Source organism: Hyphomicrobium sp. CS1GBMeth3 (assembly GCF_900117455.1).
Classification (GTDB): domain Bacteria; phylum Pseudomonadota; class Alphaproteobacteria; order Rhizobiales; family Hyphomicrobiaceae; genus Hyphomicrobium_C.
In genome coordinates this window covers 2,349,436-2,363,660 of sequence record NZ_FPHO01000003.1, presented here as the reverse complement: position 1 = coordinate 2,363,660, position 14,225 = coordinate 2,349,436, and the positions used below count along the sequence as shown (strand labels likewise).

Annotated in this window: 13 protein-coding genes; 8 read left to right on the top strand and 5 right to left on the bottom strand. The window is 63.7% G+C overall.

Annotated elements, in window-relative coordinates; all coding sequences use genetic code 11:
• Positions 1-15: 15 nt before the first annotated feature.
• Entirely contained in the window at positions 16-1,149 is a 1,134-nt protein-coding gene (locus CS1GBM3_RS18520) for an anhydro-N-acetylmuramic acid kinase (RefSeq protein WP_348533606.1), read from the top strand.
• A 255-nt stretch (positions 1,150-1,404) separates the two neighbouring features.
• Here the strand turns inward: CS1GBM3_RS18520 and CS1GBM3_RS18515 are convergent, their stop codons facing one another.
• From CS1GBM3_RS18515 to CS1GBM3_RS18505, 3 genes are all read right to left on the bottom strand, one after another.
• Positions 1,405-2,097 (bottom strand): cysteine hydrolase family protein, encoded by a 693-nt coding sequence (locus CS1GBM3_RS18515; protein WP_072397117.1) that lies wholly within the window; start codon positions 2,095-2,097, stop codon positions 1,405-1,407.
• Entirely contained in the window at positions 2,094-3,152 is a 1,059-nt protein-coding gene (locus CS1GBM3_RS18510) for a putative urea ABC transporter substrate-binding protein (protein WP_072397116.1), read from the bottom strand. Before CS1GBM3_RS18510 ends, CS1GBM3_RS18515 begins: the two co-directional genes overlap by 4 nt.
• A gap of 98 nt (positions 3,153-3,250) precedes the next feature.
• Positions 3,251-4,162, bottom strand: coding sequence for a LysR family transcriptional regulator (locus CS1GBM3_RS18505; protein WP_072397115.1), 912 nt, complete (start codon positions 4,160-4,162; stop codon positions 3,251-3,253).
• Between the two features lie 385 nt (positions 4,163-4,547).
• Between CS1GBM3_RS18505 and CS1GBM3_RS18500 the strand changes: the two genes are divergently transcribed.
• Entirely contained in the window at positions 4,548-5,498 is a 951-nt protein-coding gene (locus CS1GBM3_RS18500; protein ID WP_072397114.1) for a DUF808 domain-containing protein, read from the top strand.
• A gap of 3 nt (positions 5,499-5,501) precedes the next feature.
• Here CS1GBM3_RS18500 and CS1GBM3_RS18495 read toward each other — a convergent pair whose 3' ends face one another.
• Both CS1GBM3_RS18495 and CS1GBM3_RS18490 read right to left on the bottom strand, forming a co-directional pair.
• A complete protein-coding gene (locus CS1GBM3_RS18495; RefSeq protein WP_072397113.1) occupies positions 5,502-6,269 on the bottom strand; it encodes a rhomboid family intramembrane serine protease in 768 nt (255 codons plus the stop codon).
• A 184-nt stretch (positions 6,270-6,453) separates the two neighbouring features.
• Positions 6,454-7,230 (bottom strand): alpha/beta hydrolase, encoded by a 777-nt coding sequence (locus CS1GBM3_RS18490; RefSeq protein ID WP_072397112.1) that lies wholly within the window; start codon positions 7,228-7,230, stop codon positions 6,454-6,456.
• A 299-nt stretch (positions 7,231-7,529) separates the two neighbouring features.
• Here CS1GBM3_RS18490 and CS1GBM3_RS18485 point away from each other — a divergent pair, with 299 nt between their 5' ends.
• The 6 genes from CS1GBM3_RS18485 (at position 7,530) to CS1GBM3_RS18460 (ending at position 14,225) form a co-directional block, all read left to right on the top strand.
• A complete protein-coding gene (locus tag CS1GBM3_RS18485) occupies positions 7,530-8,012 on the top strand; it encodes an Rrf2 family transcriptional regulator (protein ID WP_072397111.1) in 483 nt (160 codons plus the stop codon).
• Complete coding sequence (locus CS1GBM3_RS18480; protein ID WP_072397110.1) at positions 8,009-9,121, top strand: cysteine desulfurase family protein; 1,113 nt, start codon at positions 8,009-8,011, stop codon at positions 9,119-9,121. The genes CS1GBM3_RS18485 and CS1GBM3_RS18480 overlap by 4 nt, the downstream gene beginning before the upstream one ends.
• A gap of 107 nt (positions 9,122-9,228) precedes the next feature.
• Positions 9,229-10,698 carry a Fe-S cluster assembly protein SufB gene (sufB, locus tag CS1GBM3_RS18475; RefSeq protein ID WP_072397109.1) on the top strand — a complete coding sequence of 490 codons (1,470 nt, stop codon included), beginning with the start codon at positions 9,229-9,231 and terminating at the stop codon, positions 10,696-10,698.
• 75 nt (positions 10,699-10,773) lie between these two features.
• On the top strand, positions 10,774-11,529 hold the full coding sequence (sufC, locus tag CS1GBM3_RS18470; protein ID WP_072397108.1) for a Fe-S cluster assembly ATPase SufC: 756 nt from the start codon (positions 10,774-10,776) through the stop codon (positions 11,527-11,529).
• Positions 11,530-11,532: 3 nt separating this feature from the next.
• Entirely contained in the window at positions 11,533-12,921 is a 1,389-nt protein-coding gene (gene sufD, locus CS1GBM3_RS18465; protein WP_072397107.1) for a Fe-S cluster assembly protein SufD, read from the top strand.
• Between the two features lie 35 nt (positions 12,922-12,956).
• Positions 12,957-14,225 (top strand): aminotransferase class V-fold PLP-dependent enzyme, encoded by a 1,269-nt coding sequence (locus CS1GBM3_RS18460; RefSeq protein ID WP_072397106.1) that lies wholly within the window; start codon positions 12,957-12,959, stop codon positions 14,223-14,225.

The following is a 14,225-nucleotide window of genomic DNA, read 5'->3' as shown; positions in this document are numbered from 1 at the left end:
CATGAGGAGAGCCGCGTGAGCAAGCGAGAGGGTGAAACCTGGCGTGCGCTCGGCCTGATGAGCGGCACCTCGCTCGACGGCATCGACGTGGCGGTCATCGAGACCGACGGCGAACGCGTTCTGCGGCGCGGGTTTTCCGCCACTTACCCCTATTCCGATAGCTTCCGCGACAAGCTGCGCGCCGGGCTGGCGGAGGCTGCCGGTCTGCGGGACCGCACGGCGCGGCCGGGGCGACTGAAGCTGCTCGAGCAGTATCTGACCGAACTGCACGCCGAGGCCGTCGGGAATTATCTCGACGATCACGAGATCTCCCCACAGAGCGTCGACCTCGTCGGCTTTCACGGCCAGACCGTTCTGCACCGGCCCGAGGCGCAGCTTACTGTGCAGCTCGGCGACGGACCCTTGCTCGCGCAACGTCTCGGGTTGCCGGTCATCTACGACCTTCGCGCGGCGGACGTGGCCGCTGGTGGGCAAGGCGCGCCGCTGGCGCCGGCCTATCACCGGGCGCTCGCAGCCGACATCCCAGAGCGTCCGCTGGCCGTGCTCAATCTCGGCGGCGTCGCCAACGTGACCTGGATCGGACGCGACGGCACGCTGATCGCTTTCGACACCGGGCCGGCTTCGGCCATGATCGACGACTGGGTGAAGACGAAGCTCGACAAGCCGTTCGACGCGGACGGCGCGTTGGCCGCCCAAGGCACCGTGCACGATTGCATCGTCGCCGCGTGGTTGCGCCATCCCTATTTCGCCGAGCGGCCGCCGAAGTCGCTCGACCGCAACGCGTTCGACGCTCGGCTCGTCGCTTCGCTCTCACCCGAGGATGGTGCGGCGACGCTCACCGCTTTTTCGGCGGCGGCCATCGCGGCAGCGTTGCCGCATTTGCCGGAACCACCGACGCTCTGGGTTGCGGCGGGCGGCGGGCGGCGCAACGCCACGCTCATGCGTATGATCAGCGAGCGCGTCGGCGCGTCCGTGCGGCCTGCCGAGGCCTTCGACATCGACGGGGATGGCGTCGAAGCAGAAGCGTGGGCGTTTCTTGCTGTGCGCGCGCGGCTGGGCCTGCCCATCACCTTTCCCGGCACGACCGGCGTTGCCGAAGCGATGACGGGCGGCGTGCTTGCGGACGGGAAAGCCGCGAACGGGCGTTAGAACGCGGGCTCATACCGCGCTGTAGACTTCGCAATTTGACCCATATCGGACACGGTGGTGGAATTTCCGGTGTCCGGAACAGGGCAACTTTTGCGGTGCAGTGCACACGATTCCGGCGGAGACGAGAAAGGGGCGGTCTCCCTTAAGCGCTCATCCCAATGACTGATCACGCGAGCACTCCAACCCTCAATGGTCCAGAGCGGGCACACCCTGGGAACTCGTCAACCAAATCAGACTTCAAGGTTTGGCAGACGCTCACACCCCCATTTGACGAATTAAGTCTTCGCTGGTGATGTACGCGCCGAAAATGCCGCCTTCTCGGCTAAGCCCTGCAATAACCGCCTCGTGAAGTGGAGCTGTCGCCGCCCCACAACAGTCCTCAAGCAATAGACAATCGAAGCCGCGATCGTTCGCATCCCGCATCGTCGACGAGACGCACACATCCGTCGTCACCCCCATGAGGATGATGTTTTTTATGTTCCGAACGCGCAGGATCAACTCCAAGTCTGTGGCAAAGAATGCACCGTTGCCCGGCTTATCGATGACGATCTCGCCAGCCTCGGGTTTCAAGCTGGCAATGAAATCACATCCGAGTTCTCCGCGGACCAGCAGCCGCCCCATTGGACCGACACTGCCGATCGGTGCTCCGGCCCGCTCCGCTTTTCTGCGCTTGTTGTCGTGAAGGTCGCTTAGATCGGGTCTGTGGCTCTCACGTGTGTGAATGATAAACAAACCCGCCTTTCTGGCAGCCAACAAGACCTTCTCCGCCGGAGCGATACCGCGCCGGACATGAGAAAGATCTTCTCCCAAGCTGGCGAAATATCCATCCGGAGAGAGGAAGTCGCGTTGCATGTCGATCGAGAGCAGAGCGGTATCCCGAACTGACCATTGTTCCGCCAATGGCCATGCGTAAGGGCGAGAGGTCTGCAGGGAGGGCCAAGTCCTCATGGCGCGGCCGCCTTGAGCCAAGTCGTCGGAAACCGCAGCTTGATGTTGTCTGCGCTCCCCAAGATCTGGCCGCTTCCCAGCTCGATCCCCACGACGTTGACGTCTTTTATGCCCTGACCCAGCAGGCCGTGCTCGAAGGCAAACGTCCGCATGTTGTCTAGCGTGGTCTTGTAAGAAGCGTCGGCAACAAGCTTGGCGGCGCGCTCGGGCGTGAAGAAGTCGATGGTGGCAAGCTGCTCCTTGACGCCTTGCTGGTCCGTGGCGAGGCCCGAGCTCATGTAAGCCATGAGGTCGCTGTGCTTCGGATGGCTCGGGGCAAGAATCGCCGTTGCCTCATACCATGCGCCCGCGAGAGCGGTGCCGAAAGCCGGATCCTTCGCAAGCGCGTCGGTGCGAGCGATCATCACATCGACGATTTCACCGGGGATGGCGGAGGAATCGAAGAGGACTCGGGTGTCCGGATATTGCTTCAGGATCTCGGAAAGCTGCGGCTTCCAGGTGACGACGACCTCGGTTGACGAAGCTTCAAAGGCCGCAACGATGTCCGCGTCGGATGTATTTATGAGGCTCACATCTCTCTCGGAGAGACCCGCCGTATCGAGCGCCCGCGCCAGCAGGTAGTGAGACCCGGAAAGCTCGATCAGATTGATCTTCTTACCCTTCATATCCGCCAGCTTCTTATCCTTGCCGCGGATGATGATCCCGTCGGATCCTACGGAAGTGCTCAATGGAAGGACAGCCGTGGTGTCAACACCTGCGCTGGCCGGTATGGTCAGCGCATCGAGCGACATCGCAATGACGGCATCGAAGGCGCCGGCCGTAAACTGATTTTGCGCTTCAACATAGTCGTTCAGCTGGACTGCTTTCAGCTCGATCCCATATTTGTCGCCCCACTTTTTCAGGATGCCGCTATCCTCCGCAAATCCAAGCGGCATGGACCCAGCGTAGATTGTCCAGGCAATGCGATAGGTGTTCTTCGCGAAAGAAGGATGCGGAAGGACCGCGATGCAGATGGCGAGGGCCATCGCATATTGGAATGGTTTGAAGCATGCCATGAGTCACCTGCTGCGCTGCCAGAAGAGGAGGATGCACAGTTAGGGGCAATCGAAGAGCAGCTAGAATGGTAAAAGCTTCAGGTTTACATGAATGAAAATCACGGGACCGCCGTCCCCATCCTGCTGAGAAAGTGCGCGATCGCAGGTCTCGCAGCGGCCGATTTGAGGTACGCGGCTTCGATGACAGATCGGTGGGAGAGTCTATCTGGCAAAACCGTGACCACCTCGCCTTTGTCGACCCAGCTTCGAGCGAAGTGCTCGGGCACGAACCCGATCCGCTGGCCCGAAAGGATGAGAAAGAGGACCGCCTCGATGTTCGAGGCATGGTAGACTTGGTCTTCCGAATTTAACGTGAGCCAACCCAATTCCTGATTGAGAAACTTTCGCGAAACGAACATCTCGTCGCGAAGCGCCGCGAGGATAGCCTCTTCAGCCTCATCGGCCAGCACCCGCCTGCCCAGCGGCGACCGGGTCGAGCAAAAGAGAAAATCGGTCTCGCAATAGAGAGGCTTGTACTCGATATAGTCGTTCTTTGACTCGAAGATACTGATGGCGATGTCGAGACGCTTATCGAGCAGGCGCCGTTCCAGATCCGCCGGTGTCTCCACCTGAAGGTTGACTTGAGGCGGCCTCGATCCGTCAGCATCACCAGTTTGCAGGGCCAATCGGAGGGGGCAATGCTGATCGGAGATTATGTTGTCGATGATCCCAACATTCAAAAGCCCCGCGCCCGCGCCGTTGAGCAACTCGATCTTCTTTTCCAGCCCACGAAGTGAGATGAAGAGCTTGACGCCCTCCTCATAGATTTCGCGTCCTTCGGCCGTGAGACTGAAGCCATGACGACCGCGCTCGCAAAGACGCAAGCTCAGGCGCTCCTCCAACTGGGTGAGCGCCTTGCTGATCGTCGACGCGTCCTTGTTCAGAACCGACTGCGCGTTCGAGATGCCGTTGGAATCCACCACCGCCAGGAAAACCTTGAGAAGCTTCACGTCGGACGAACCGATCTTCATAAGAAATCAGTCTCTCGATTTTCCATTTGTCTCGCAGCTTAGGCGTCTTCTCTTCGTCTGAAACTCGGACCAATGAGCACAGTGTTCTCGCAGTCCTCCCATAGGAAGCGTGCGAAATCGACCTTGCACCCCGACAAGGTCGACTTCCGTTGAATTAGGATCGATCGGTCAATTGTGGTCCTCGACGGTTCCTCACTAACGAGGTCCGCTTCTGGCCCTTTGGAGACTTAAGGCGGCGCACAACGACGGCAGCTCTCGGGAATTGCAACCATCCCCGCTAATTCGCTGCCAGGCTGCTTCCCTTCAGGCTTCGGCTGCCTTGCGCAGCCCGCACGGATCAAGTCAATCTACCCCCGTTCAGGACTGGATTTAGGGGGAACGGGGAATGAGCGGCCTTCTGGCACTGTTGGACGACGTCGTGGCGCTGACCAAGGTCGCGGCTGCGACAATCGATGATGCGGCAGCGCAGGCCGTGAAGGTCGGCTCGAAGACCGCGGGCGTCGTCATCGACGATGCGGCGGTCACGCCCCGCTACGTTACCGGCTTCGCCGCCCAGCGCGAGCTACCGATCGTCGGGCGCATCGCCTACGGCTCGCTCAAGAACAAGCTGCTCTTCCTGTTGCCGGCAGCGCTGCTGCTTTCGCTGTTCCTGCCGCAAGCGATCACACCGCTGCTCATGCTCGGCGGTCTCTACCTCGCCTACGAAGGCTTCGATAAAGTGCTGCACTGGGTTTTAGGGGCTCCTCACGAAAGCCCGCAGGCGGCGGTTGCCGCGCTCGATTCCAAGACGCTCGAGGATCAGCGCGTGGCCGGCGCCATCCGCACCGATTTCATTCTTTCGGCGGAAATCATGGCGATCTCGCTCGCCAACATCGAGGCGCCGGATCTGCCGACAAAGGCCCTCGTGCTTGGCGTGGTGGCCTTGCTGGTCACGGTCGCCGTTTATGGGGTCGTGGCTCTCATCGTCAAAGCCGATGACCTCGGCGTGGCGCTCGTGCAGCGCGGCGGCATCCTGGCGCCGGTCGGCAGGCTCCTCGTACACGGCATGCCGCCGTTCCTGCAGCTCTTGAGCGTTATCGGCACGATCGCCATGCTCTGGGTCGGCGGCGGCATCCTCGTGCACGGCTTGCAGGAATACGGCATCAGCGAGCCCGAGCATTGGATCCATGCGCTTTCCGATGCCGTGCGCACCGCCGTGCCGATCGGCGCGGAAGTATGGGCATGGGTCGCCAGTGCGTTCGGAGCAGCGATCGTCGGGCTCGTTGCGGGCGCCGCAACGGCGCTCGTGTGGAAGATCGTGAGCTTCCCGTTCGCCTCGACGAAAGCGGAGCACTAAGGCTCAGCGGCGCCACCACCAATTGAGCCAGCGCATCCAGACGGTCCATGGCCACAACGCCGATTGCGTTGCGGCCTGGGCGTCCTCGACGGCGTTGGCAGGTGGCGCCGTGCGTGGCAGCAGAAACCAGCCGGCAAGAAAGCCACCTATATGCGCCCACCAGGCTACGCCGCCTGCTCCGTCGGGCAGCGCGAGCGAGCCCGCGGCCTGCATCACCTGCGTCAGGAACCACAGGCCTGCAAAAACCAGCGCCGGCATGAAAAAGAATACCGGCACGATGACGATGGGCTGCAGAATGTTGACCCACGCGTAGGGGAAGCGGCGGGCGTAGGCGGCTATGACGCCTGCGATGGCGCCCGACGCGCCGAGGGCCGGAACCGCGGACGAGAAATTGAAGACAAAGTGCAGCGCACCGGCGGCCAGGCCCGACACGAAATAGAGAAGGAGAAAGCGGCCCGAGCCCAGCCGATCCTCGAGCGCAGGCCCGAATACCCACAGCACCCAAAGGTTCGAGACGATGTGCATGATGCCGCCATGCAGAAACATGCTGGTCAGGAACGGCATGGGATCGGCGCGGGACAGGCCGTGCGCGGCCGCCCAACTGCCATCGGTGAAACGCGCCGGCACGAGAGCGTAGGCGGAGAGAAACGCTTCAGCCGCAGGGCCCGATAGCGTCATCTGGTAGAGAAACGCCGCGATGCAAAGGGCGATGATGGCGAGCGTTGCCTTGGGGCGCGCCTTGTATGGGATGGTGTTGTTGGTCGGGATCACGGCAGAACCTCGCACGGCAGCGCACCGTCACGTGCGCAATGCTATGCGAAGGCACCCTCGCCGTTCAACGGCACCAAAGACGCGTGCCGTTCAACAGCCGTAACAAAATGAAAGCGGCCGTCAATGGGACGGCCGCTTCCGAAACCATTCCCCCCGGCGGGCAGGGGCTCGTGCGAGCAAGCTACTACTCGTCGTCGCCGTCGTCCGCTTCGGCGGCAGCGGCGCCGCTCTTGGCTTCCTCGCGCTCCCGCTCACGCTCGCGTTCGCGGGCCGCCTCGCGCTCCTTCTCGCGCTCTTTCTGAGTCTCGCGATCCTTGAGCGCTTTCTCGAGCCGCATGTCGAGGTAGCCGCCAACGACGGTCTCCAGCTCCTCCGTCTTGTTCTCGAAGAAGTGGTTGGCGCCGGGAATGATCTCGTGGTCGATCTTGATGCCGCGCTGCGTCTTGAGCTTGCCAGTCAGCTCGGCCACGGAGGCGGAGGGCACGACGCGGTCCTTGTCACCGTTCACCATCAGGCCGGAGGACGGGCACGGCGCGAGGAACGAGAAGTCGTAGAGGTTCGACGGCGGCGCGACGCATATGAAGCCGTCGATCTCGGGACGGCGCATCAAGAGCTGCATGGCGATCCAGGTGCCGAACGAGACGCCGGCGATCCAGCAATATTTGGCGTCCGGCTTCACCATCTGCAGCCAGTCGAGGGCGGACGCCGCGTCGGCGAGCTCGCCCGGGCCTCCATCCCAGAAGCCCTGGGAGCGGCCGACACCGCGGAAGTTAAAGCGGAGCACCGAGAAGCCACGCTGCACGAATGTGTAGTAGAGGCTGTAGACGACCTGATTGTTCATCGTGCCCCCGAATTGGGGGTGCGGATGCAGGATGAGCGCGATCGGGCTGTCGGCCGCCGCCTCGTGATGGTAGCGGGCTTCGATGCGGCCCGCGGGCCCATTGATAATCAGCTCGGGCATTTAGGTCCTGTTCGTTGAATTCGGTTGGGATTTTAGGGCCTTAAGCTCGCCTCTCGCGACCGTGAACACGCGTCATCCAAAAATCACGGTATTGCGCCCAAGAGAATGCTTGATTTCCCCGCTCGGAATTTTCATATTCGGGTTCAAGTTTAGAACGGTTCGAAAGAACGGCGCCCCTAGGGCGATCGACTTTCGGGTTCGGCCCGGCGTGTGAGGCGTCTCTTAGCACACCGGGGGTGGTTCGATGCAAGCGGTATGCGCCTTCGCGCGCGGACCCGGCTGAACAGGACGGTGATGAGATGGAACTCAATACGCGCGGCCGTTACGCGGTCATGGCAATGGCCGATCTCGCCAAGCACGGACACGGCGGCTCGGTGCCCCTGTCGGCGATCGCGCAGCGCCAGCAGATCTCCCTCGACTATCTGGAGCAGCTGTTTCTGAAGCTTCGGCGCGCAGGGCTCGTCGAGAGCGTTCGCGGCCGGCACGGCGGCTACAAGCTCGGCCGGCCGGCGAGCGACATTTTCGTCGCCGAAGTGATGACGGCGGTCGAGGAAGGCACGCGCATGACACGCTGCTTCGGTGAGCAGTCGGCGGGGTGTAACGGCGAGAGCCGTTGCCTGACGCACGATCTCTGGACCGCGCTCGGCGATCGGATCGAGAGCTTCCTCGCGGGTATCAGCCTCCGTGACGTGATCGAGGGAATTCCTGGCGCGACACCCATTGCGCGGCGCACGCCGTCGGTTTCCGCTCCGATCGCAACGCTGGAGGGGCCGACGCAGTGAGCGCCCCGCGCACATACCTCGATTACAACGCCACGGCGCCGCTCCGGACCGAAGCGCGCGACGCTGTCGTTGCGGCGCTCGATGCATTCGGTAACGCGTCGTCGGTGCATGCGGAGGGCCGGCGGGCACGGTCGCTGATTGACGAGGCGCGCGAAGCGATCGCGGCGCTCGTTGGGGCTGACGCAAGCGAGATCGTGTTTACGAGCGGCGCCACGGAGGCCAACACGTGGGCTTTGTCGGCGCCGTGGGAGCGCGTTGCACTTGCGGGCGTGGAGCACGATTCGGTGCGCGCACCAGCAACGGCCTTTGCGACTGCGCGTGGCGCGGAGGTGGTCGGGCTTCCGGTCTCTTCCGAAGGCATCGTGGACTTCACGGCTGCTCCGGAAGGAGCCTTGCTCGTGTTGCAGCTCGCCAACAACGAGACCGGCGTGCTGCAGGACGTGGCGGCTGCGGGCCTCTGGGCGACGGAGAACGGCGCGCGGCTGCATACGGATGCCGTGCAGGCACCTGGGCGCGTTGCGATCGACTTCCGCACGCTCGGCGCGGCGACGATGAGCCTTTCGGCGCACAAGATCGGCGGGCCGAAGGGCATCGGCGCGCTGGTCGTCGGCTCGGGCGTGGCGCTCGATCCGCTCTTTACGGGCGGCGGGCAGGAGATGCGCCGGCGTGCCGGCACAGAGAATGTGGCCGCCATTGCCGGCTTCGGCGCAGCGGCGCGCGCGGCGCTGCGCGATCTCGAAAATGCGCCGCGCATTGCCGCGTTGCGCGACCGGCTCGAGGCGGAGGTGCTGGCTGCGACGCCGGAGGCGATCGTGATCGGATCGGGCGCGCCGCGGCTGCCGAACACGTCGTCGATCGCGCTCTCCGGCGTGTCGGCCGAAACGCTGGTGATCAAGCTCGATCTCATGGGCCTTGCGGTCAGCGCGGGCGCCGCCTGCTCGTCGGGCAAGGTCGGCGAGAGCCACGTTCTCCGCGCGATGGGCCTCAGGTCCGAGATCGCAAATAGCGCGATCCGCGTCAGCCTCGGGCCGGAGACGACGGAAAACGATATCGCGGCATTCGTTGCCGCGTGGAGACGGATTTGCGGCGGCGCATCGCTCGCTGCCTAGTTGGGACCAATGATTCACGCTTCGGATGAAAGGATCCGAAGCGATCATGGGTCGGGAACTTGGTTGTAAACGCGGCCTCGGCGGGCCGCACATGAAGGTGGACTTGAATGGCTGCGGTTAAAGAGACGATCGAAACGGTCAAGAAGATCGACGTCGATCAATACAAGTACGGCTTCGAGACCAAGATCGAGACGATCAAGGCGCCGAAGGGCCTCAACGAGGACATCGTCCGCTTCATCTCCGAGAAGAAGGGCGAGCCTCAGTGGATGCTCGATTGGCGGCTGGAAGCCTATGCGCGCTGGCGCAACATGGTCGAGCCGACCTGGGCCAAGGTCAGCTATCCCAAGATCGACTTCGAGAACCTCTACTACTACGCGGCTCCGAAGGGCACCGACGGGCCGAAGAGCCTGGACGAGGTCGACCCGGAGCTGCTCGCGACATACGAGAAGCTCGGCATTCCGCTCAAGGAGCAGGCCGTGCTGGCGGGCGTGCAGGGCGCGCGCGTCGCGGTCGATGCCGTGTTCGACAGCGTGTCTGTGGTGACCACGTTCAAGGAGGAGCTGGCGAAGGCCGGCGTCATCTTCTGCTCGATCTCGGAGGCGATCCGTAATCATCCCGAACTCGTGAGGAAGTACCTCGGCTCGGTCGTGCCGCAGGGCGACAACTTCTATGCCGCGCTCAACTCGGCGGTGTTCTCCGACGGCTCGTTCGTCTACGTGCCGGAGGGCGTGCGCTGCCCGATGGAGCTGTCGACGTACTTCCGCATCAACGAGCGCAACACCGGCCAGTTCGAGCGCACTCTCATCATCGCCGACCGCGGCGCCTACGTCTCGTACCTCGAGGGCTGCACGGCGCCGGCTCGTGACGAGCATCAGCTGCACGCGGCGGTCGTCGAGCTCGTTGCGCTCGACGACGCGGAGATCAAGTACTCGACGGTGCAGAACTGGTTTCCGGGCGACAAGGATGGCAAGGGCGGCGTCTATAACTTCGTGACCAAGCGCGGCGATTGCCGCGGCCACCACTCGAAGATCTCGTGGACTCAGGTGGAGACCGGCTCGGCGATCACCTGGAAGTATCCGAGCTGCATCCTGCGCGGTGACAACTCGCGCGGCGAGTTCTACTCAATCGCCATCTCGAACGGGCGCCAGCAGGTCGACAGCGGCACCAAGATGATCCACCTCGGCAAGCATTCGTCGAGCCGCATCATCTCGAAGGGCATCGCGGCGGGCCACTCGCAAAACACCTATCGCGGGCTCGTCTCGGCGCACCGCAAAGCGACTGGCGCGCGCAACTTCACCAACTGCGACTCGCTGCTCATCGGCGACAAGTGCGGCGCGCACACGGTGCCCTACATCGAGGCAAAGAACGCATCGGCGCACTTCGAGCACGAGGCGACGACCTCGAAGATCTCGGACGACATGCTGTTCTATTGCCAGCAGCGTGGCCTCTCCGAGGAGGAGGCGGTGGCGCTCGTGGTCAACGGCTTCGTGCGCGACGTGCTGCAGCAGCTCCCCATGGAGTTCATGGCGGAGACGCAGAAGCTTATCAACGTCAGCCTGGAAGGGAGCGTCGGCTAAGCGACGACGCTTCCGACACAAACGAATTTGACGCGGCCGACGGCGGGCCGAACCGATGTGACTGAGGTAAGAAGAATGCTTGAGATCAAAAACCTGCATGTGAAGCTCGAGGACGAGGACAAGGAGATCCTCAAGGGGCTGTCGCTGACCGTACCCAAAGGCGAAGTGCATGCCATCATGGGTCCGAACGGCTCGGGCAAGTCCACACTGGCGCATGTGCTTGCGGGCCGTGACGGCTACGAGGTGACCAGCGGCGAGATCCTCTGGAACGGCGAGGACCTCGCCGATCTCGAGCCCGACGAGCGCGCCGCCAAGGGCGTGTTCCTGGCCTTCCAGTATCCGATGGAGATCCCGGGCGTGGCCGGCCTGACGTTCCTGCGCACGGCGGCTAATGCGCTACGCAAGAAGCGCGGCGAGGCCGAGCTTTCGACGCCCGAGTTCATGAAGCTCGTGCGCGGCAAGGCCGAGCAGCTCAACATCGACATGGACATGCTGAAGCGACCGGTGAACGTCGGGTTCTCCGGCGGCGAGAAGAAACGCGCCGAGATCCTGCAGATGGCCGTGCTCGAGCCGACGCTCTGCGTGCTCGACGAGACGGACAGCGGCCTCGACATTGACGCGCTCAAGATCGTGGCCGACGGCGTCAACGCACTCCGGAGCCCAGACCGCGCGATGCTCGTCATCACGCACTATCAGCGGCTTCTGAACTACATCGTGCCCGATCGCGTACACGTTCTATCCGCGGGCAAGATCCAGGCGTCCGGCGGCAAGGAGCTCGCGCTCGAGCTCGAGAAGTCCGGCTATGCGGCATACCAGGGCAAGGCAGCGTAACCCATGAGCATCGCCGAGCAGATCAGTAAGGAGCCCAGGGGGCGCGCTGCGTCCGTGCAGGTTCTGAAGACAAAAGCCGAGACGGCGCTCGCGGCCGCGTTTGCCGAGATCGAGCACACGCTTCCTGGCGGGGACTGGTTGCGCCAGCTGCGCCGCGCCGCGATCGGTGCGTTTAGCGCCGAAGGGCTGCCGCACCGGCGCGTCGAGGAGTGGAAATACACCGACGTGCGCGCATTCCTTCGCGAGGCGTTCCCGCTCGCGACGGATGTCGCGCCGCCGACGCCCGCTGCTGTCGAAGTGATGGTGCGCGACGCTCTCGTCGGCACGGATCTCGCCAAGGCATTTGCCGTATTCGTGGATGGGCGTAGCGTCGGCGAAGCGGGTCTTTCGGCTGTCTCCGAGATCGACGGCGCCTTTCTCTCGCGCTTCATCGATCATCCCCCGCCGTGGCTCGAAGCGGAGATCAGTGAAGTCAGCGGTCACGTGACCGATGGCGTGCTCGCGCTCAACACGGCGCTGTTCACCGATGGCGCGGTGGTCGATATCGCGGAGGGCCGGGAGATCGAGACGCCGGTCGCGCTCGTGTTCGGCGATGCCGGTGGCGAGGCGCGGACGGTGACGACGCGCAATGTCGTGCGCGTCGGCAAGGGCGCCAAGCTCGTGCTCGTGGAATCGCACCTGGCGCCGACGGCTGCGCGCCAGGTCAATGCGCTGACCCAGCTCGTGATCGCGGACGGCGCGGAGGTGGTGCACGTCAAGATCGTCGCCTCGCGGGAAGGCTCAGTGCATCTCGGCCGCACAATCGCGCGGCTTGGCAAGGACGCGAGCTACCGTCCGTTCCAGATGGTGATCGGCGACGGCATCGTGCGCAACGACCTTGCGGTGACGTTCCGCGGCCAGCACTCGACGTTCGACCTCGGCGCGGCAAAGCTCGTCGCCGGCAGAGGACATGCGGATACGACACTCGTCGTCGACCATGCGGTGCCGCACTGTACGAGCCGCGAGCTCATCAAATGCGTGCTCGCGGACCAGACGCGCGCCGTGTTCCAGGGCAAGGTCATCGTGCGTCCCGACGCGCAGAAGACCGACGGCAAGCAGATGGCACAGGCGCTGATGCTGTCGCAGGAGGCGGAGTTCGACAGCAAGCCGGAGCTTGAGATCTATGCCGACGACGTGATCTGCGGACACGGCTCGACGTCGGCTGAGATCGATCCGGAACTCGTGTTCTACCTGCGCTCGCGCGGCATCCCGCTCGAAGAGGCGCAGGCCATGCTGGTCGAAAGCTTCATCGGCGAGGCCATCGACAAGGCGGAGCCCGAGCCGGTGCAGGAGGGGCTGCGCGCGCTGGCGCGAGGCTGGCTTAGCCGCGAAACACGCGGCGCGCGGAAGTAGATCTCCCGCCCGGCGGGAAGAGGAAGGACGGCAGCATGCCCACGGCCACTCGCAAGAAGACGGACCACGTCGGCGCACCAACGGCGCCTTACGACGTCGAGCGCATTCGCACGGATTTTCCGATCCTCTACCGCGAGGTCTACGGGAAGCCGCTCGTCTATCTCGACAACGGAGCGTCGGCGCAGAAGCCGCTGTCGGTGATCGAGGCGATGGATCATGCCTATCGCTTCGAGTACGCCAACGTGCACCGCGGGTTGCATTACCTGTCGAACACGGCAACGCAGCGGTTCGAGGAGGCGCGCGAGGTCGTGCGCCGCTTCCTCAACGCGCCTTCGGTGGACGAGATCATCTTCACCCGGAATGCGACGGAGGCGATCAATCTCGTCGCCTCCTCGTTCGGGGCGCTCGAGATCGGCGAGGGCGACGAGATCGTGCTCTCGATCATGGAGCATCACTCGAACATCGTGCCCTGGCACTTCCACCGCGAGCGCAAGGGCGCGGTGCTCAAGTGGGCGCCGATCTCGGATTCCGGCGAGCTGCTGCTCGACGAGTTCGAGCGGCTACTGACGCCGCGTACCAAGATCGTGGCGCTGACACACATGTCGAACGTGCTTGGCACCGTGGTGCCGATCAAGCAGGTGATCGAGATGGCGCACGCGCGCGGCATCCCGGTGCTGGTCGACGGCAGCCAGGCAGCCGTGCATCTTCCCGTCGACGTACAGGATCTCGACGCGGACTTCTACGTCTTCACCGGGCACAAGACCTACGGGCCGTCCGGCATCGGCGTGCTCTACGGCAAGAAGAAATATCTCGACATCATGCAGCCCTACCAGGGCGGCGGCGAAATGATCGAGATCGTCGAGGTGGACCGCATCACCTACGGCAAGACCCCGCATCGCTTCGAAGCAGGCACACCGGCGATCGTGGAGGCGGTTGGTCTTGGCGCGGCGCTTTCCTACATGATGCAGGTGGGGCGTGACCGGATCGCCAAGTACGAGGCCGAGATCGGCGCCTACGCGTTCGAGCGGCTGCAGGAGGTTCCGGGGCTCACGCTGCACGGCACGGCGAAGGGCAAAGGCGCGATCCATGCCTTCTCGATCGACGGCCTTCACCCGCACGACGTGTCGACGATCATCGACCGCTCGGGCATCGCGATCCGCGCCGGTCACCACTGCGCACAGCCGCTCATGGAGCGGCTCGGCGTCACGGCCACATGCCGGGCGTCGTTCGCAATGTACAATACCAAGGCGGAGGTGGACGCCCTCGTCGCAGCGCTGGTCCGCGCGCGGGAGTTCTTCGCCTGA